Annotated in this window: 14 protein-coding genes; 11 read left to right on the top strand and 3 right to left on the bottom strand. The window is 47.3% G+C overall.

Annotated features, from left to right (window positions below):
* Window positions 1–166: 166 nt before the first annotated feature.
* The 5 genes from CSQ88_RS01950 to CSQ88_RS01930 all read left to right on the top strand — a co-directional run bounded on the left by CSQ88_RS01950 (window position 167) and on the right by CSQ88_RS01930 (window position 8813).
* Complete coding sequence (locus CSQ88_RS01950; RefSeq protein WP_180273496.1) at window positions 167–1603, top strand: TonB-dependent receptor domain-containing protein; 1437 nt, start codon at window positions 167–169, stop codon at window positions 1601–1603.
* A gap of 383 nt (window positions 1604–1986) precedes the next feature.
* A complete protein-coding gene (gene purL / locus CSQ88_RS01945) occupies window positions 1987–5937 on the top strand; it encodes a phosphoribosylformylglycinamidine synthase (RefSeq protein ID WP_099396437.1) in 3951 nt (1316 codons plus the stop codon).
* Window positions 5938–6066: 129 nt separating this feature from the next.
* Complete coding sequence (locus CSQ88_RS01940; RefSeq protein ID WP_099396436.1) at window positions 6067–6621, top strand: GNAT family N-acetyltransferase; 555 nt, start codon at window positions 6067–6069, stop codon at window positions 6619–6621.
* Window positions 6611–7372, top strand: a complete 762-nt coding sequence (locus tag CSQ88_RS01935; RefSeq protein WP_099396435.1) for a YdcF family protein — start codon at window positions 6611–6613, stop codon at window positions 7370–7372. Before CSQ88_RS01940 ends, CSQ88_RS01935 begins: the two co-directional genes overlap by 11 nt.
* Window positions 7373–7541: 169 nt before the next feature.
* A complete protein-coding gene (locus CSQ88_RS01930; RefSeq protein WP_099396434.1) occupies window positions 7542–8813 on the top strand; it encodes an O-acetylhomoserine aminocarboxypropyltransferase/cysteine synthase family protein in 1272 nt (423 codons plus the stop codon).
* 81 nt (window positions 8814–8894) lie between these two features.
* Here CSQ88_RS01930 and CSQ88_RS01925 read toward each other — a convergent pair whose 3' ends face one another.
* The 3 genes from CSQ88_RS01925 to CSQ88_RS01915 form a co-directional block, all read right to left on the bottom strand.
* Window positions 8895–10070 carry a hypothetical protein gene (locus tag CSQ88_RS01925; RefSeq protein ID WP_143449383.1) on the bottom strand — a complete coding sequence of 392 codons (1176 nt, stop codon included), beginning with the start codon at window positions 10068–10070 and terminating at the stop codon, window positions 8895–8897.
* Between the two features lie 137 nt (window positions 10071–10207).
* Window positions 10208–12085, bottom strand: a complete 1878-nt coding sequence (locus CSQ88_RS01920; protein WP_099396432.1) for a CHASE2 domain-containing protein — start codon at window positions 12083–12085, stop codon at window positions 10208–10210.
* A 197-nt stretch (window positions 12086–12282) separates the two neighbouring features.
* Complete coding sequence (locus CSQ88_RS01915; protein WP_099396431.1) at window positions 12283–13716, bottom strand: FecR domain-containing protein; 1434 nt, start codon at window positions 13714–13716, stop codon at window positions 12283–12285.
* Between the two features lie 40 nt (window positions 13717–13756).
* Between CSQ88_RS01915 and CSQ88_RS01910 the strand changes: the two genes are divergently transcribed.
* The 6 genes from CSQ88_RS01910 to CSQ88_RS01880 all read left to right on the top strand — a co-directional run bounded on the left by CSQ88_RS01910 (window position 13757) and on the right by CSQ88_RS01880 (window position 21068).
* Entirely contained in the window at window positions 13757–14440 is a 684-nt protein-coding gene (locus CSQ88_RS01910; RefSeq protein ID WP_180273495.1) for a Crp/Fnr family transcriptional regulator, read from the top strand.
* Between the two features lie 344 nt (window positions 14441–14784).
* Complete coding sequence (locus CSQ88_RS01905; RefSeq protein ID WP_099396429.1) at window positions 14785–16011, top strand: glycosyltransferase; 1227 nt, start codon at window positions 14785–14787, stop codon at window positions 16009–16011.
* 46 nt (window positions 16012–16057) lie between these two features.
* The gene (locus tag CSQ88_RS01900; RefSeq protein WP_099396428.1) at window positions 16058–17191 is read left to right on the top strand and encodes a glycosyltransferase family 1 protein; all 1134 of its coding nucleotides are present in this window, start codon (window positions 16058–16060) and stop codon (window positions 17189–17191) included.
* Window positions 17192–17539: 348 nt separating this feature from the next.
* Complete coding sequence (locus CSQ88_RS01890; RefSeq protein WP_257212414.1) at window positions 17540–18280, top strand: ABC transporter permease; 741 nt, start codon at window positions 17540–17542, stop codon at window positions 18278–18280.
* A gap of 2 nt (window positions 18281–18282) precedes the next feature.
* On the top strand, window positions 18283–19470 hold the full coding sequence (locus tag CSQ88_RS01885; protein ID WP_099396425.1) for an ABC transporter ATP-binding protein: 1188 nt from the start codon (window positions 18283–18285) through the stop codon (window positions 19468–19470).
* The gene (locus CSQ88_RS01880; protein WP_099396424.1) at window positions 19467–21068 is read left to right on the top strand and encodes a methyltransferase domain-containing protein; all 1602 of its coding nucleotides are present in this window, start codon (window positions 19467–19469) and stop codon (window positions 21066–21068) included. Before CSQ88_RS01885 ends, CSQ88_RS01880 begins: the two co-directional genes overlap by 4 nt.
* Window positions 21069–21097 lie beyond the last annotated feature (29 nt).

The raw sequence follows: 21097 nt of genomic DNA, 5'->3' as shown, positions 1-21097 counted from the left end.
GCAAGCATTTTGCTTAAAATGGCATCTTTACGAGCCTTGGGAATACGCGACATGATAAGTAACCAGCCCCCTGAGTAAGTTAGAATCCCTGAAAAGGGAGTATCTCAACTATCCTGACACAGGGGGTGTACGTGGCACTGTAGCCGGATGGGATGCTGAAACGGCATTGACCATAAGTGAAAGCAAAGCAAACGAAAAGTCCGACGTGCTATTAGTTGATAAAATTGATGAAGCTTATCAAAAGGGTGGTTACAATCCTTGGATTGCCAGCAACCCAGATAGTGAAGTTCAAAAACTATTGTATCGAAGCAATCGTGAAGGTGATGCCCGCCTATTCACCGCCGAAGTAAAAGCCACACGTGCAGATTTGTTTACCCTTGCAGGCGGAGATGCCGGTATTGCATTTGGGTTAAGTTATATGCATGAGTCCGCTTCAGACACGCCCGATGCCATGACTAAAGTACTGCAAGCAAATGGAACATTTAAAAGCAATATTGAAAACCAAGGCTCTTCAGAGGCGGCTGGCAGCCGTTCCGTCAAAGCCATTTATGGTGAATTAGCGCTACCAGTATTAAAAAATATTGAAATTCAAGCCGCACTGCGTTACGACCATTACAGTGATGCTGGTGGTTCACTAAATCCTAAGCTAGGATTTGCATACCAGCCAATAGATTGGTTGAAATTGCGCGGTACCGCAACCACCACATTTAAAGCGCCGACACTGCAACAAACCAATATGCGTGGCGCAACGGCATACAACAACAATATCAATGATGTAGCTCGTTGCGGACCTTTAGGCTATGGGCCAGACAAACCAATTAAATGTAAATACTCAGCCAAGTTATATGTGGATGGAGCCCCAGATCTCAAACCCGAAACAACCACCAATTATACTTTTGGTATGGTATTGCAGCCAATTGAGCAAGTTTCAGCAACAATCGACTGGTATAGCTTTGCAACAAAAGATGCTATCGAAACATTAAATGCCCAGTACATTCTCGACAATGAAGATAAAGACCCTGCAATGGCCGCTCTCATTGAGCGTGCAGCTCGTAATCCTGCTTTAGAGGCTCAGTATCCAGGCTTGAACAAAGGTCGTATCGTTGCATTTAAAACACCTTTTGTTAACGTAGGGCAGCTGAATGTAAGTGGGATTGATGTGGATCTTCGCTTTAAGCAAGCATTTGAAATAGGCAAGTTTACATTACGCAATCAAACCAATTTTGTGTTGACTAATGAAAGCTCAGATATCGCAGATGCAGCACCGCTGGATAAGTTAGGTGGCTTATACACCCCAAAATGGCGCAATGTATTTACTGTTGGCTTTGAGACCCCTGTATGGGATATTTCAGCAGCCACAACCACTTATGCAAGCGTATTGGACGAGGGTGACGTAGCTAAACCAACTAACGAAGGGCGTGAAATTGGCTCTTACTCCATGGTTAGACTATCTGGTTCTTATAAAGCCAGCAAAACATTAAGAATTACAGCTGGTATAGATAATTTACTCGATCGTGCCGGACCTTTCTCTGTGTACTTAAATGAGTATGTTGCAGGCACCACTGGCCGATCAGCCTATGTAAATGTAACTTATAAATTTTAATTAGTAATATGGTGTATTAGTGTATTAAAAACGTACAGACTATTGTCTGTACGTTTTTTTAATCAACAGTTTATGAAAAGTAAATAGCCCGCCATCAGGAAATAAGAATATTTGCCGCAAGATCTAATCCTTAGCTGTTTTCGTCATGAATTCCTACTCTAGCTATGCTTGCACTCATCCCCAAATCCTATCTTTACATTCAGCATATTAAAATATTCAACCAAACTAACAGTAAGCAAAACCAAGAAAACACCTTTCGCAAGTCAGTATAGCCTGCTAAAAATCCCATATAGTTAGATCACTTTGCCGATATTCGAGGCGAAATGAGTCGTTTTTGGGTATCATTGCGACTTCCCGAGGCTTTCCTATCAAAGATCAAAGACATGGCTGACGTTCTCCAATTGCGCGGCGGTACCGCGCTTTCATCTTTCCGGGTCGAAAAACTGACCGCCGCTCTGGCTGTGAAAGGTATTTCTGCGCAAATTTACGCTGAGTATTGGCACTTTGCCGAAACGAGCGCCGGGCTTACGCAGGACGAAAACACGATCCTCAGCAAGATTCTGCACTATGGCGAACCTGCTCAGCCTGAGCTGGCCACCGGCAGCCTGATGATGGTCTTGCCGCGCCTGGGGACCATTTCTCCCTGGTCATCTAAAGCCACCGATATTGCCCAACACTGTGGCCTTGGCAAAATCGCCCGCATCGAGCGCGGCGTTGTAATTTACGCCAGCAAGGAAGACGGCAGCCCATTGTCTGCAGCAGAACAAAATATTCTGTTGCCATTAATCCACGACAGAATGACTGAAGAAGTCTTCAGCAGCTTAGAAGCTGGCCGTGAGCTGTTCCGCCACTTTGAGCCTAAGCCTTTTCTGACTGTGGATATTCTCGGTGGTGGCAAAGCCGCTCTGCTTAAAGCCAATAGCGAATTTGGCCTGGCTCTGAGCGACGATGAAATTGATTACCTGGTAGAAAACTTCAACAAGCTGGGCCGCAACCCAAGCGATGTTGAGCTCACCATGTTTGCCCAGGCTAACTCTGAGCACTGCCGCCACAAGATTTTTAACGCCGATTTTATTATCGACGGCAAAAAACAAGATTACAGCCTGTTTGGCATGATCCGCGAAACACATAAAGCCGCACCAGCGGGCACGGTTGTGGCTTATTCGGATAACTCCTCGGTGATTGAAGGCGCAGAAATCGGCCGCTTCTACCCACAGGCAGGCAGCGCAGAATACGCATTCAGCAGCGAACAAACCCATATTCTGATGAAGGTGGAAACGCACAACCACCCAACAGCGATCTCGCCATTTGCCGGTGCCGCTACTGGCTCTGGCGGTGAAATCCGCGATGAAGGCGCAACCGGCCGTGGCTCTAAGCCCAAAGCGGGTCTGGCTGGCTTTACTGTATCTAACTTAAATATTCCTGGCGCTGAGCAGCCTTGGGAAGCGCAGCCTTACGGCAAGCCAGATCGCATTGCCAGCGCGCTGGATATCATGATCGAAGGCCCGATTGGCGCTGCTGCATTTAATAATGAATTTGGCCGCCCGAATATCTGTGGTTACTTCCGCACCTTTGAACAAGACCTGAACGGCGAGCGCCGTGGCTACCATAAGCCCATTATGATTGCCGGTGGTTTGGGCAATATCAGCGCCCTGCACGTAAAGAAAAACGGCCTGCCAGATGGCTCGCTGCTGATCCAGATCGGCGGCCCCGGCATGCTGATTGGTATGGGCGGCAGCGCGGCCAGCTCGATGGCGACTGGCGACAATGCCGCCAATCTGGATTTCGATTCCGTACAACGCGGCAACCCGGAAATCCAGCGCCGTGCGCAGGAAGTGATCGACCGCTGCTGGCAGCTGGGTGCAAATAACCCGGTCCTGTCGATTCACGATGTGGGCGCGGGTGGTATTTCCAATGCCTTCCCTGAGCTGGTGAACGATGCAGGCCAGGGCGCGGTGTTTAATCTGCGCAAAGTGAATATCGAAGAAAAAGGCATGGCGCCTAAGGAAATCTGGTCTAACGAGAGCCAGGAGCGTTATGTACTGGCGATCGATCCTAAAGATTTGCTGGCCTTTGAAGCGATTTGCGAACGCGAGCGCTGCCCGTTTGCCGTAGTTGGCCGTGTTACCGATGAAAAACAACTGGTGCTGGCTGACGATCATTTCGATAACAAGCCTGTCGATATGCCGATGAATGTCTTGCTCGGCAAACCACCAAAAATGACACGCGACGTGAGCCGCATTACACCAGAGCTGACTGCTTTTGACGCATCTGACATAGAGCTGAAAGAAGCCGCTTACCGCGTATTGCGTCTGCCTTCCGTTGCCGATAAATCCTTCCTGATTAATATTGGCGATCGCACCGTGGGCGGCTTTACCGCACGCGATCAGATGGTTGGCCCATGGCAAGTTCCGGTGGCCGATGTGGCCGTTACCGCAATGGCTTATGACAGCTATTTAGGCGAAGCCATGGCGATGGGTGAGCGCACCCCGCTGGCGCTGATTTCTGGCCCGGCTTCCGGCCGCATGGCCGTCGGTGAAGCGCTGACCAATATTGCGGCTGCACCGATTCGTCAGCTGTCTGATGTAAAACTGTCTGCAAACTGGATGGCACCTGCAGGCCATGCAGGTGAAGACGCTAATCTTTATGACACCGTGCAAGCTGTCGGCTTGGAGCTGTGCCGGGAGCTGGGCGTATCGATTCCGGTGGGTAAAGATTCATTATCAATGAAGACCGTCTGGGATGAGGCAGGCAAGGCAAAGCAAGTTGTGGCTCCGCTTTCCCTGGTGATTTCTGCCTTTGCACCGGTGACCGATGTACGCAAGACGCTGACCCCTGAGCTACAGACTGGTGTTGATTCCGATCTGATTCTGATCGACTTGGGCGATGGTAAATGCCGCCTTGGTGGCTCTGCACTGGCACAGGTTTATAAGCAGATTGGTAATAGCGCGCCGGACATCGTGAATGTGCCACACCTTAAATCCTTCTTTACTACGGTTCAGCAGCTCAATGAAGAAGGCAAATTGCTGGCCTACCACGACCGCTCTGATGGCGGCCTGTTTGCCACGATTGCTGAAATGATGTTTGCCAGCCATGTGGGCGTGACCTTGGAAGTAGACGAGCTGTGTATCGAGCGTCGTCGCCGTCAGCGTCAGCAAGATGAAATTACCGCTGAAGACGTAGTTCGTGATGCCAATGCCCGCGTGATGGGGGTGCTGTTTAACGAAGAGCTGGGTGCAGTCTTACAAGTGAAACGTACCGATACAGCCGCCGTGATTGCCGCATTTGCTAATGTGGATATTCGCTCTGAGCTGCATGTGATCGGTAGTACCAACCACGACGACAAGCTCAAAATCAAGGCGCGTAATCGCCTGGTTCTGGAAGAATCGCGTGTTGATCTGCATAAAGCATGGTCGGAAACCAGCTGGCGTATTCAGCGCCTGCGGGATAATCCGGCCGGTGCCGATGCAGAATACGCACGCCTTAGCGATAAGCAGGAAAAAGGCTTATTCGCCAAGCTGAGCTTTGATCAGAACGAAGATATTGCAGCGCCATTTATTGCCAGCGGCATTCGCCCCAAGATCGCCGTACTGCGTGAGCAAGGCGTGAACGGCCATGTAGAAATGGCCGCCGCATTTACCCGTGCAGGCTTTACGGCTGTAGACGTACACATGAGCGATGTGATTTCTGGCCGTGTGCAACTGGCAGGCTTCCAGGGCTTAGCCGCTTGCGGTGGCTTCAGCTACGGCGATGTACTGGGTGCGGGCGAAGGCTGGGCAAAATCGATTTTGTTTAATGCTGCAGCCCGCGCACAATTTGAAGCCTTCTTTGGCCGCTCAGATACCTTTGGTTTAGGGGTGTGTAACGGCTGCCAGATGATGGCGAATCTCTCCGGCATTATCCCCGGCGCTGCGCACTGGCCTAAATTCACCCGTAATCAGAGCGAGCAGTTTGAAGCACGCCTGGTGATGGCTGAGCTAACAAAATCCCCATCGCTGTTCTTCAGCGAAATGGCCGGCAGCCGTATGCCTGTGGTGGTATCGCATGGCGAAGGCTTTGCCAACTTCAGCCAGCAGGGCGATATCAGCAAGGCACTGGTGGCCATGCGTTATGTGGACAGCCATGGTAAAACCACCGAAGCCTACCCGGCTAATCCAAACGGCAGCCCGCAGGGGATTGCTGGTGTCACCACCGCTGATGGCCGCTTCAGCATCATGATGCCGCACCCGGAACGCGTATTCCGCACCGTGCAAAACTCATGGCACCCAAGCGATTGGGCGGAAGACGGCGCATGGATGCGCATGTTCCGTAATGCTCGTCAATTTGTTGGCTGATCGCTGCACAGCCCAAGTAAAAACCGGCCTGTGAAGGCCGGTTTTTTTATGGAAAAATAAGGGCTGACAAAACGCTATGCAACGCTTACGGCGTTTCACGCCCTACAAAACTCATTTCAAAAAGTGCCCATGCCCAAAATCATCGAACTCTCCACCGAGCGCCTGCGCTTACGCCAATGGCGGGCGTCGGATACTGAAACTTTTGCTCAAATGAGCAGCGACCCACGGGTGATGGAATATCTGCTGGGCCCTGTCGATGCAGCGGCCAGCCTAGTGCTGCAAAAGCGGATTGCAGATCTCATTACAGAAAGGGGATGGGGGTTTTGGGCGCTGGAGCTGAAAGAAACGCAGCAATTTATTGGCTTTACCGGCCTGCATATTCCGATTCCTGAGCTGCCGTTTTCACCCTGTGTAGAAATAGGCTGGCGGCTGGCTTTTGATTATTGGGGCAAGGGTTATGCTGGTGAGGCGGCAAGGGCCGCTTTAGACTTTGGCTTTAATGCTCTGCAACTGGATGAGATTGTGTCCTTCACCGCCCTGCCTAATCTGCGCTCACAGAGCCTGATGCAAAAGCTGGGTATGCAGCGAGATCCCCAAACCTTTATGCACCCCAAAGTGGCAGAGGGCCATCCTTTGCAAGAACACTGTCTTTATCGCTTGAGTAAGCCTCAAAATGCAAAATAAATGGCTGGCACGATTACAAATACTCACCGGCAGCATTTTACTGATCGATGCTCTGATTCTGTTTGGCACGGCTAAATTTAATGTTGGCACGGTTCTGCCTGCCATCCTGGGCCTTGGTTTATTAAGCTACAGCCTGAAGCACACCAGCTGGCAGCGCTGGCTGGCCGCTAAGCGCTACCGGCTGCGGTTATGGCCCTGGTTTAAATTATTGGCAGCGCTATGGCTGATCTCTTTACTGGCTTTTTTCTGCACACTGGCCATACCAGACCGCATCCAAAACCCGCCCTCAACACTGATTGTGCTGGGCTCTGGCCTCGATGGAACCCAACCCAGCCCCATGCTGCGTGCCCGCCTGGATACCGCCCTGATTTATGCGGCGCAATATCCCAAGGCTCAGATTGTGGTTTCTGGCGGCCAGGGTTTCAGCGAGGAAATCAGTGAAGCCGATGCCATGCAGCGCTATCTGCTGGCCCACGGCATTGCTCAGCAGCGCATCATGCAGGAAAACCAGAGCACCAGCACAGAAGAAAACCTGCTGTTCAGCTATCGCCTGCTCAAAGAAAAAGCAGCCGGGCCAGTGCTCATTATCACCAATGATTTTCACACTTTACGCGCATCCAAAATTGCCAGAAAACAAGGGTTTCCCATTGTAGATTTTGCATCGGCCCCCACCCCGCTGGCCATCCGCTATAACGCATGGCTGCGCGAGTACTTTGCTTTTGCAAGCTCCTGGTTGTTGGGTGAGCTTTAAAATTAATTACAAATAATCCATGAAAAATTGACAGCAACGTTAATATTTAAAGCGTAAGCTCGCTATCTATAGCTTAATTTAGTCTAAAGAAAATAATAAAAATTGATTTTTGGTCTAAATAAAAATGCTACAGTTTCCAAGGCACTTTCCACCCCCTCGGAGGCTTTGCATGAAATTTGATACGCTTGCTCTACACGCTGGTTATGAAATTGATCCCACCACCAAGTCGATGGCGGTGCCTATTTATCAAACCACCAGCTACGCTTTTGACGATACCCAGCATGGTGCGGATCTATTTGATTTAAAAGTTAAAGGCAATATCTATACACGGATCATGAACCCGACATCCGATGTATTAGAGCAACGTATCGCAGCACTGGAAGGCGGCGTTGGCGCGCTGGCGCTGGCCTCAGGCTTGGCCGCTATTACATACGCCATCATGACCATTGCCGAGGCGGGCGACAATATTATCGCCACCACCGCCCTCTATGGCGGCACTTACAATCTACTCGCCCATACCTTGCCGCAATATGGCATTAGTGTGCAGTTTGTTGACGCCAATGATCCGCAAGCGGCCGCCGCGCTGATTAATGAGCGCACCAAGGCCATCTATTGCGAATCCATTGGTAACCCGCTGGGTAATGTGGTGGATTTCGCCGCTTTTGCCGCAGTGGCCCATGCAGGCGGCGTGCCGCTGATTGTGGATAACACCGTACCCACGCCATATCTCACCCGCCCCTTTGAGCATGGCGCAGATATTGTGGTGCATTCGCTGACCAAATATATCGGCGGCCACGGCAACAGCATTGGCGGCATGATTGTGGATAGTGGTAAATTTCCTTGGGCGGATCACAAACAACGCTTTAACCGCCTGAATGAGCCAGAAGTCAGCTATCACGGCGTGATTTACACCGAAGCATTCGGCCCCGCCGCCTTTATCGGCCGCGCCCGTACCGTGCCACTCAGGAATATGGGCGCGGCGATTTCGCCCTTTAATAGCTTTTTGATTCTGCAAGGCTTAGAAACACTGGCGCTGCGCATGGACAGGCATGTAGAAAACGCCCTGAAAGTGGCGCAATTCCTGCGGGGTCATAGCAAGGTGCAGTGGGTTAATTACACAGGCCTGCCCGATCATCCATCACATGCTTTGGTGCAAAAATACTTTGGCGGCAAGGCATCGGGCCTCTTGACCTTTGGCGTCAAAGGCGGTGCAGCGGCCGGAGCGCGCTTCCAGGATGCGCTGAAACTGATTACCCGCCTCGTGAATATCGGCGACGCCAAATCTCTGGCTTGCCACCCAGCCAGTACCACTCACCGCCAGCTGACGCCTGATGAATTAGCAAAAGCCGGGGTGAGCGAAGATATGGTGAGATTGTCGATTGGCATCGAGCATATCGACGATATTCTGGATGACCTGGAGCAGGCGCTGGCGGCGGCATAGCAGGAACGGGTCTCAGCCCATCTGCAGAAGCGAGTGAAACCCTGAAATAATGTTAAATAAATTAAAGGGTTTCACCCGCTTTTAAAAATCCTGCTTATAAGACAAAGAAATCATTTTCTTTTGCCATGAAAACAGCGGCAATCTGTCGTTTTGCTCCTGATACTGGTATTCCAGCCGCCATTTGCCCAGCCACAGGCTCTGCCACTGATAGGCAAAAGCCGCCTGGCTTTGCACACTTTGCCTTGCCTGGTTGTATTCCAGCAGCGGGCTGTAGCCATCCTGATCATGGGCTATTCTGGCGCGCAGCTGCAGCTCTAAGCTATGCGGGCCAAAGGGATAAACCAGCCTGCTGCTCAGCTCGCCGCTGTATTGATTTCCCCCCGGGCGCTGCGGAGAAAACTCAAACCCCAGCTGGGCACGATTATCCAGCCAGAGCCACCGCCACTGGCTGATATGCTGACCGCGCCATTCACTATGCAGGCTTTGATAGCGCGGATCGATATCCACAAATTGCGCACGTAAACGTAATAGAGACTCAAGGCGGCCAAGCGATGGCAGGCCACGGTATTCAAGCAAAATGCTGCTCTGATAAGGCTCGCTCTGCAGCCAGAATTGCTGCACGCCCACCCCCCAGTCACTGCGGGCCTGCGGCTGCCAGAATCCGCCAAACCAGCGCATGCTCTGACCGCTTTGCGGCCAGCTTTGCACGCCTCCGGCATGCAATGCCCATTGGCTCCCTCCGGGCGGAGTAGCCATGGCCTGTGCTTCAATCCCGGCCAGCCAGCCAGATCTGGGCAGGCTGCTTTGATCCACTTCCAGATTAAAAACCCCATCTGGCAATGTCACTTCCAGCCAACGCTTGGAGCTGCCCTGGTCTAAATTGCTGTCACTGGCGATCCAGCTTTGCAGCTGCCCCTGCCACTGTGTTTTTTCAGTGCAACCTTGTTCTGTTTTTTGCCTGATCAGATCACTGATGGCCTGCGGCAATACCGGCAAAGCGCGTAATTGCTGCTGTAAAGCCCCTGCCCGGCTAAAGTCTTCCAGCTGACAATAGGCCAGCATTAAATCAACTTTCGCCCCCTGATGATTGGGGTTGAGCTGCAGCACTTCTTCCAACAGCCAGCTCGCTTCCTGCCACTGCAGCTGTGCAATATCATCAATAGCCTGCTGGTACAGCTCATCACCCGCCTGGGCATGGGCCACTGGCAGATAAGCCGCTTGCAAAAAGGCAATCAACACACAGGGAAAGAGTCGCATACCTTGATTGTATATGCTCAGAATCACAAATCTAGAAATTTGCTTGCTTGATTCCGCTTATAGCAACAAGATGATTTGTAAGTAAATGATTACATATATGAAACAGCAAGTTAGTCTGCTGTAGGCTGCATGAAAAACTAAGGCAGGCGATAAACCTGCTGCACACCCCTGCGCCCTTTTAGCGATACCGAGCCGTAGAGCTGCAAGGGTGAATACAGCAGCTGCCGCTCGGTATCCTCCCCTACCAGTATTTTTTCATTATGCAGACTGGCCAGATTTTGCAAACGGGCACTTACATTCACGGCGTCGCCAATCGCGGTATAAGTGCTGCGAAACGGTGTGCCCATATCGCCCACCACCACAAGGCCTGTCTGAATCCCAATATGCACTTTAATCTGCTTATCCGGTGCTGCACTTTGATTATGCTTATCCACCGCCTGCTGCATCGCCATTGCGGCATTCAGCGCCCGGCTCGCATGGTCTTCCTGCACAACAGGGGCGCCCCAGAATGCAAACAAGGCGTCCCCCATATATTTATCCAAAGTGCCCTGCTGATCTAATACGGCCTGAGTCAGCAGCATCAGGGCATGGCGGGTGTAATGTGCCAGCTCTTCAGGCGGCAGCCTTTCGGCAATCCCCGTATAGCCTTGCAGATCAGCAAAGAGGCAGGTGATTTCAGCCCGGTGGGGCAACATAATCGCCTGACTGTTATTGCCAATCAGCTGATCAATAATTGCGGGGGGCACATACTGATGAAAAGCCAGATAAAGCTGGCGTCTGCCCAGCTGGGCATACCACCACTCCAGACCCCCTTCTAAAATCAGGAGCACCACGCCCCCCAGCAGTGGCGCCAGAGTGTTAGCCCCCACCTCCTGCCGGGTATTGCCCAGCCACAGCAACCAGGCCATCAGTACAAAAAATCCCCATGCAAGGCGTAAAGCATTATTTCGCCTGTGCAGCAAAACAACGCCCAGTAATAACACAGCCCAAACCGCCATAATGGCCACAAAACCAATCGCCACGACGGGCTTATTCTGCTCCAGCTGATCCAGCGCCTTGGACAACCATTGCGCATGCAGCAACATACCCGGTGTGCGCCCCCCCAGGATTGTCGCCACATAATCCCCAAGGCCCAAAGCACTTGACCCCACAATCACCAGCCTGTTCTGCAGCAGCGCCACATCGGCCTTTCCTGCCAGAATATCGCTGGCAGGTATCGCAATATAAGCCTCTGTACGGCGCAGAAAAGGAATCGCCGCCATTCCATCCTCAGCCACAATTTGCTGGCCCGATAAGCCTTCCAGCCATTCAATTTTGCCTTTGCTGGCCTGCAGTGGCCCCTGTTGCCCCAGCCAGCAACGCAATAAAACGGGTGCAAATGCTGGATAAAGCTTTGCCTGATACTTCACCAGCATGCTCTGATGCCGCACCACACCATCCGGATCTGCAGTAATCGCAATATGCCCGACACAAGGCGCTTGCGCGGCAAGCTTAGGATGATTCGCCAAAAAACCAAAAGCCTGGGTGGCAGGAATATCAGCCCATGGCATAGCCGCACTCAGCTGCCCAACCTGCATACTCTGGCTGCGATCAAACCCAAAAGTCTGCGCTAAAGTCAGCTGGCCTGAAGCCGCCAATTGTGCGATTTGCTGATCGCCAAATAAATCACTGCTTTCAGGGAAAATCATATCAAGGCCAATATGTGCCACCTTGTAATGCTGATCTAATTGCTGCAGTAATTGCGCCATTTGCTGCCTGGACCATGGCCAGCGCCCATATTGAGCAAGCGAAGCCTCATCAATATCCACCAGCACAATTCGCTTTTCCGGATAAGCAGTTAATCTTTGTTTTATTAGCTGATCGTGCAGACGATCTAAAAGATCAAAGGGAAAAGGATAAGCATGGCCGCGCGGCATCGCCACCCAAATAACCAGAAAAGTGCTGAGCAAAAAAAATAAAACCCGGCCCAGCCAGATTAAATGAATCTTTTGCCAAATCGATTTGAGAATGATCATGCAGCGCCGATAAAACAGTCGTTAAAATACGGACGGGGCAATGTATAAAAGGAGTAAAACAAGAAACCACGTTTAAGCGGCTAATACCCAATTCTTATTATTAATTGAAAAAACAACATGAACACAATGAAAAAAGCATGGACAGGCTGAAAAAAACAGCCTGTCATTTCATAAAAAACAGATCAAATTTGAATCATTTACTTTTTACGCAGCCAATAAGTCCCGCCGCTCAATACTTCATTATTACCTGTGGGAAGATAATAAACATAAGCAGCCTCTGCCGCATCTTTACCAGAAACAATACCACGCAGCTGCGCCTCGCTCACCGCACCATTAATAAAAAGCCCATTAGACTCAATAGCTCCTTTTACATTAAGTGGTATATCTCTGCCGGCGGCACTTAACAATAAATGAGTATTAAAACTTTGCGCTGCAAAATTGATTTGTAATGAAGACTCTTTTGCCGTAGTAGCAGAAACAGCATTGCTAAGCGTATTTACAATAATGCCATCATGTTTTGCCATTTGAAAATTAACGGCGCCCAGCTCAGGCCCATAACGGACATCACTTTTATCACGGGACATCACATAGTAAATCCCAGCGCTGACAACTTCCTGCCCTTCTTTATACACATCACTGAAATTAGCCGTGGCCGGAAGGCTGGCCAGTGCCTGCCAGCGCCCCCAGTGAATTGTGGGCACGATCACGGCGGGCGGTAAAGGCTCTGTAGGAACCACAACCACTGGTGGAACAACAGGCACCTCAGGCAAAGGGGCAGGCGTGGGTGAAGGCGGTGTTTCAACAGGCTTGATCACGCCAGGTTTGGTGGCTAAAGAGCCATCAATAACGCTATTACTATTGGCAACCACCCTGGCATTACTTAAATCAGCCGTATTTATCTGAGTTTGCTCGGCACCCAGCCCGGCCACTTTAGGCGCATCTTTGGGCGCTTCTTTTGATACGTCCTTAGGTAATTCATTCAGTAACTCTTTTTGCAGCACGGGAGATGAGTCTTTTTGCACCGGCACCGCTTGGCCACGAATCACTTCCAGCATATGGGCTGTTGAGGCAAATAACTCACGAGAATTCGCCCCCTGGCATGGCCCGCCCATTTCTACGCTGCAAACTGTAGAAAAAGGCTCAATCACCACACCACCTTTTTGCACCGCCACCTGCGTGGCATGGTCATCCGTAAACACCACAAAATCTGTACCACGTAAGCCAATGGCCGCAACAGGTGTATTTAAGCGATATTTACCTTTATCTTTTTGTACTTCCTGCCCGGTAACAGAGCGCATCAGCCCTGATTTAAGCTGCAGCTTAAACTGAGATCCTTGGCTGCCCGCATGGTATTTCTCGATAAACAAAACACTATTGGGCCGAACAGCAATAAAACCTTTATCAAAGGTGCGTAAATACACGCTGGTTTGCTCTGCGGTATGCAGCTCGTCACCTTCGCGCAGCGCATCGCCCTTAGCAATCACGCTCACCTGGCCATCACGGTGCAGAAGCGGTTGTCCAATAATTGCAACAACTGTCCCCATATTTGCCGATTCTTGTGCTAGAACACTATGCGGTGCCAGCAAAAAAGCAGCCAAAACAAAAATATATTGATCGATTCGCTTCAGCATGATTTTCCCTCCTCAGGCCAATCATCATCGGGAAATGCTTATGACACGTCATCCCATTTATTCTTTAGAGTTTTTCTCTGGAATTCCGGAAAGTATTTTAGCGTCCATCGCATCCGACTCTCAGCTTAGGACAGCAGTACGCAACCAGCAAGTGATAACCAAAGGCTCGCTGGGTGATGAACTGTTCTTTTTGATCAAAGGCCGGCTGCAAGTTATTGATGTAACCGAAGATGGCAGAGAGCTGTGCATCTATATCATTAACGAAGGCGAATACTTTGGTGAGCTTGCCGTGATTGATGGTGGCTCGCGCTCTACCAGCGTGGTCTCTATTGGCGATGCCGAGCTGATGGTAATGAGCCGTCATACTGCACTGCAGCTGATCTATTCCCACCCCATTCTGGCCGAACGTTTAATGAAAAAACTGGCCTATCTTGTCCGGCTTTCATCGCAAAACCGCGCCATGCTCAGCATTCAAAATCCCTATCAGCGGATTTGTACGGTGCTCACCACACTGATACGCACACTGCCGGGCAATTTAAAAATTATTGAGCTTCCGCCTCAGCAATCACTTGCCGGCATGACCAATTGCAGCAGGGAAACCGTTTCCAGAGCAATTGGCCAGCTGCTGAATGCCGGTATTGCAGAAAAAGACAGAAAAACGCTGATTGTGCGTGAGCCAGAGCGCTTACAACACATTGTGCAGGGCAAAATCACCACAGAATAATCCGGCAAGCCCGGCCAATAAGCGCCAAATGCTGATTATTAACTATCCGCCATAAAAACCTTATAAAACAAATACTAAGCAAAATAAAAATTTAAGAAAAATAAACAAAGACGCAGAAAAAAACAGAAAACGCAGAAAGCAACTGCGGAAATTTTCTTGTAATTATTAAATTCAATTACTAGTATAAAAAAACAAAATATTCTGCCACGCCAACAAGCGGCCAACACAACAAGACCCAGCCATGAGCCATCATTTGTAAGAAACCACCCCTTCTGCATGCCCATTCAAAAAAAGAATACAAATAGCAGCTTTAATAAAATAACAACCTTATAAGAGCTATATTTATGAAGATAATTCATCTTGGAAAATTCTACCCCCCTGAGTACGGCGGAATAGAAACTGTTACCTTTGACTTAGTTGAAGGCTTGAACAACCAAGGTGTTAAAACAGATGTACTGTGTAGCAATAAGGGAACAGAAACAAAAGTTGATTTAATTAACTCTGGCTATCAGGTGATCAGAGCAGGTACATTGGCGGTTATTAATTCAACATCCATCTCGCTAAAGCTGATCAGCGAGTTAAATAAATGCATCCATCAATACGATGCAATACATATCCATTTACCCAATCCGATGGCTAACCTAGCTATTTGGCTGATCAGGCCGGATTGTAAGGTTTACCTGCATTGGCATAGCGATATTGTTAAACAAAAACATATGCTAAAGCTTTATGCACCATGGCTACGCTGGCTGATAAAACGCGCAGATGGCATTGTTGCAACATCACAACAATATGCTGATTCATCTAAATGGCTTTCCCCCAATATGGAAAAAGTATCCATTATCCCGATTGGCGTTGCAGACAGAATTAAAAATATATCCTCCGCTTTAGTGCATAAAATACGGTCAGAGCATAAAAACAAAAAAATCGTTTTATCTATTGGCCGCTCTGCAGCATACAAAGGAATAAGCTATCTAATAGAAGCATGTAAATATACCAACGATGATATTGTGGTTTTAATTGGCGGTCCAGGCGTAGAGACATTCAGTGATCTGATTAAAAAACTGGGCTTAGAATATAAAATAAAAATATTAGGCACAATCGCCGATCAACAATTAGCTTCATATTATGCAGCTTGCGATATATTCTGCCTGCCCTCTGTTTACCGCTCCGAAGCCTATGGCATCGTGCAGGTTGAAGCAATGAGCTTTTCTAAGCCCGTTGTTTCCTGCGACATTTCAGGTTCAGGCGTTTCATGGGTCAATGAGCACGAAAAATCAGGCCTGCTTGTACCCCCGTCAGACCCGGTGGCACTAGCAAATGCAATTAATAAATTATGTGGAGACGATGTACTGAGAAACAAAATGGCACTTTATGCACGGCATCGGTTTGAACAAGAGCTTACGGCTGAAAAAATGGTAAAAAAAACAATCCGTATGTATACAGAAAAAATGCCTGTATTCGAAAAAAATAAACCGGCTATATTTGGAGCAGAACGGATTGAAGCCCTGTTTAATAATGAACCCGCGCTGAGCGCCAGGCAAATACAGCAAAAAGAAAGCGCAAATTAAATCATTATCCATCTGAATCGAACATCATCTATATATAAAGATAAAAATGGACAAGATGAATATCCTGTTTTCCGCACAAGGAATGATTCCCCCGTTAACGGGGATAGGCCGCTATGCAACCAGTTTATCCAGAGCAATGCAGCAGTTTGACACAGATATTGATCTTGATTATTACCAGTTTGGCCGTGTAAGTAAGAAAACCAACAATGAATTTTTGCTTTCAAAAATAAGAAATATGGTTAATCGCTTCCCCGCGCTTAAATCTTATCTTAGAAAAAAATATCACGCCAATCGCGGCGCGCACACCATTAAAGCAAAAAACTATATTTATCATGAGCCCAATTATATTCCCACCGTGCTGCAATACCCCTATCTGGTTACGGTGCATGATTTATCCCATATTATTAACCCGGAATGGCATCCCATTGAAAGAGTCCGCTTTTTAAGCGAGCATTTACCGCTCACTTTAGAAAAAGCAGATGCTATTTTTGTTGTTTCAAAATCAGTAAAAAAAGAGCTGATACAATGGATGCCGGAAGTCAGTCATAAATTGCATATTACCTATAACGGCGTAGACCACAGCAAATTTTCTACTGAATCATATAATAAAAGCATTCTGGATAAATATCATTTACCCAGTAAAGATTATTTTTTATTTTTGGGCACAATCGAGCCAAGAAAGAAAATAGAAGATTTACTTTCCGCATATCAAATGCTGGTACAAAATAAAAAAACATCGCTCCCGTTAATTATTGTCGGAGGCGTAGGCTGGAAATGTGAAGAAATCTTAGACCGGATAAAACACAGCAAAAATGTACGCTGGCTGCAATATGTCCCGGAAAAAGATCTGCCTGCTCTATTGGCAGGGGCACGGTGTATGGTTTATCCATCTGCTTATGAAGGATTTGGTTTACCCGTATTAGAAGCCATGAGTACAGGCACACCCGTCATTACAACGGCAGGAGGTGCTATTGGTGAAATTGGTGGCTCAGCCCCTTTCTATTTTAATAATGGCGATATAGAGGGTCTCGCCGAGCATATGACCAACCTTGCCTTATCACCCGAATGCGCCTGTGATCATATTACTGAAGGATTAATCCGATCAAATTACTTTACATGGGACAGATGTGCATCCAGAACATTAAGCACTTACAGGGATGTATGGGCCAGTCATTATTAATCTCTTTGCTAATTGCAAGTACTGTTCTGCTTATTATTGCAGGGTCTTTTTATAACCTCCAGAAATACATTCCCATACAGAATGATAAAGTTATTCACTTTCTTGCCTATTTTATTCTTAGCTCTTTATTAACCCCCTATATCAGCAACATGAATATATTTATTTTATTATTTTTTATGGGAGGGAGTATCGAAGTCATTCAGCCATTAGCAGGCAGAAAATGTTGCGTTTATGATCAATTAGCCAATACCTCAGGGATTATTTCTTCCATCCTGTTAATCCATCTTTGGGGAGTTTTTTTTGGAAATTATTAGAAGGATTTTTGCAGGCCGCTGGCTTTTGCATGCCATGGTCAGCCGCGAAATTAAATCAAGATACAGTGGATCTGTACTTGGTATATTTTGGCTATTTTTTGCCCCCATTTTAATGATCCTTACCTACAGTCTGGTTTTCGCAGATTTAATGAAATCAAGATTGCCGGGTGTTAATAGTCATTACGCTTATACCATGTACCTGACCAGCGGCATGCTGGTGTGGCAATACTTTGCAGAAATCGTGGGCAGAGGCAAATTATTTCTTGTAGAAAATGCGGGTTTACTCAGAAAAAACAATATATCAAAAATTATTCCACTTATTTCAGTCGTCACGATTGCGTTGGTCAATAGCCTGGTTTTAGCGGGTTTTTATTTTATATTTCTAATCACTTTAAACTTATTTAGCTTTCAAATATTGGTCGTATATTTATTACAAATATTGGTTATTACTCTGTTTTCATTCAGTATTGCTGGCTTACTGGCGCTTGCCCATGCTTATGTCAGAGATGTTGGGCAATTTGTAGATGCCTTTATGCAGATTTTATTTTGGGCAACACCCATTGTTTACGCGCCACAGATATTGCCCCAGTGGGCGGCTCAATATATTTACCTGAACCCCGTTTATTGGGTATCCCAGCTGGGCCAGCAAGTTGTGCTGGATTGGCCGCTTGCCTGGAATTGGTTACTCAATGCCCTGCTTTTATCTATTGCGCTATTTTTAATTTTTTATATTTTTTATGCTAAAAATATTCAAAAAATAATGGATGACCTGTAATCATGGCGCTGATTAAAGTAGAAAATCTGTCCAAGTGTTTTCGAATTTACTCTTCGCGCAGTCAAAAGCTGGCTGCTTTATTTGGTATGGATAGCCATTGCCTGCAGAAATGGGCGCTGAATAACATCTCTTTTTCAATTGAACCCGGCGAGTCTGTCGCCATTGTTGGCCGAAATGGCTCAGGAAAAAGCACGCTATTAAAGCTGATCTGCCAGACATTGCGCCCGACCGAAGGTGAGATAACAGTTAATGGCCGGATTGGTGCACTTTTAGAGCTTGGCATTGGCTTTCATGAAGAATTAAGCGGCAGAGAAAACGTTTATATTTCAGGCCAATTACTTGGCATGAGCCGGCATGAAATAGATGACAGGATTGAAGAAATTATTAATTTCTCTGAGCTGAGAGAATATATCGACGTGCAATTAAAAAAGTATTCCAGCGGAATGCAAATGCGGCTGGCCTTTAGCGTGGCAACGGCCATCAGGCCAGAAATATTAATTGTAGATGAAGCCCTGTCAGTAGGAGACGCCTATTTTCAGCATAAATGCTTTGACAGAATAAAAGACTTTCAAGCACAGGGCACATCATTACTTTTTGTTTCCCATGATCCGCTTGCCGTTAAAACATTATGCGACAGAGCTATCTTAATTGATCAGGGCATCATGCTTTCGGATGATCACCCCGCTGCTATTCTGGATTACTATAATGCGCTGATTGCTAATACCGCTAATAATAAAATAAGCCTGCATGAAGGCGTGCGCTCTGGCAGTGGCGAAGCCAAATTAATAGCCGTTGAAGTATTTAATCAAAATGAACCCGCCCAGGTTGTACTGTCTGGCAGCCCGGTAAAAATCATTGTCAGCTATAAAGTATTAGAAAAAATAAACGATCTGACCATTGGCTTTTTAATTAAAGACCGGGTCGGGAATGAAGTATTCGGATCAAACACCTATTTATTACAAAAAACCCCGCCATTTGTACAGGGCGGCCAATATCAGGTAGTCTTTGAATTGCCAGATTTCAGGCTTGCTGCGGGCAGCTATAATATTAGTGTGGCATTGCACTCCTCTTACCATCATTTATCTGATAACTATGATTGGTGGGATCATGCTGCCACAATTACAGTCATTTCTGAGCATGTATTTGCAGGTGTTGTCCGGCTTGATACCCAATACTGTGAGTTAATATGAAAACATTAGACGATATTATTGCCTGTGTTCAATCTTATGCTCTGAATCAGGCCGCAGCACCTGTTGTTTATAAAATAGAGCCCACAGCAGCATCCAGTCAGCTGCTCTGGCTTCCGCAGTCATTCAGAGAGCTTATCTCTATTCGTAATCCCAATTTATTTATTTTTTTCTCGTATCAGGCTATTTTAGGCCGGGCCCCTGATCAGGATGGCGCAGGTCATTATCATGAATTACTTTCATCAGGCCGCTTAAGCCTTAGAAAATTTGCTTTGCAAATGTTATCCAGCACCGAATCAGTACATTCAAATTCTTCAATTAAAATAAATAAAATAGACCGCTACTTTATTGCATTAGAAAATAAAATATTATCCATATGGAGTGGCAGGCGAGGTGCAGGTTTAATTGGCCGTATTCATGATACGTTTATTAGATTAAGCAGCATAAATTCAAAGCACATTCAACAAAACGCATTTCTTGCAAAACAAAGCTATGATTTTGAAACGCGGCAGGAAGTTATTTTATCCACATTAAAAACCCAGCAGATTAACCTGAGCCAGCAACTGGCAATAAGCAGCGATGATATCAGGGCCCATAGCAGCCAACAGCTTGAGCAGCGATTTGCTCATTATTCAGATTTTATTAATCAGCAGCTTTTCACAATCAGCCATGAACTGGCAGAAAAAATTGATTATATTCATCAGCAGCAGGAAAAAAACACATATCTCATTCAAGAAGCATTGGACCGAAATACTGAACTTGCCCAAAAATCATTAGCTGATAGTGCTGAAAAAATTGCAATCATAGCCAATACAAACAGCAGCAATAGCCAGGCCATGCTTTATATACAAGAAAAAATGCTGCAGCATTTAAAAAGCAGTAATGCAGCAGATATACCTGCCACAGCTCAAATGATTAGCCCCCACACACTGGCAGCAGACCCCGCCATTGATGCATATTATCTGGCATTTGAATCAAAATTCAGAGGACCAGAAGATGAAATTAAAGTAAAGCTGGAAAAATATATTCCCTATGTAGAGCCTTTTCTTAAAGCCAGCCAGGCCCCCCTATTAGATATTGGTATGGGCAGAGGGGAGTGGATTAATCTGATCAGTCATAAAGGCTTAAAAGCACAGGGAGTGGATCAGAGCGACGAAATGATACGCCATTGCCGGGATATGGGGCTGAGCGTAGTTCATGCTGATGCACTGGATTATTTATGCAGCCTGCCGGAGCAATCATTAGGGGCAATTAGTTCATTTCATGTGGTTGAACATCTGCCTTTTGATATTTTATTTAAGCTGATAAAAGAGTCATATCGTGCACTGCTGCCCGGTGGTCTTTTGATTTTAGAAACACCTAACCCAGAAAATGTATTGGTAGGCAGCCATACCTTCTACCATGACTTCAGCCATAAAAACCCTGTTACCCCTACCAGCCTGCAATTTCTGGCTGAATATCATGGTTTTAAAGATTGTGAAATTTTAAGATTAAACCCTTATCCTGAATCGGCCAAAGTACCTGGCCATGATTTATTAACAGAACGTGTTAACGGGCATCTTTGTGGCCCCCAGGATTACGCTCTGATTGCAAAACGATAAGCAAGTGACAGAGTGCCAACACATTAAAC

Origin of the sequence: Iodobacter sp. BJB302, from assembly GCF_002735645.1 — a bacterium.
Classification (GTDB): Bacteria; Pseudomonadota; Gammaproteobacteria; order Burkholderiales; family Chitinibacteraceae; genus Iodobacter.
Note: the sequence above shows the minus strand (reverse complement) of the source record. Positions and strands in the feature narration are given on the sequence as shown.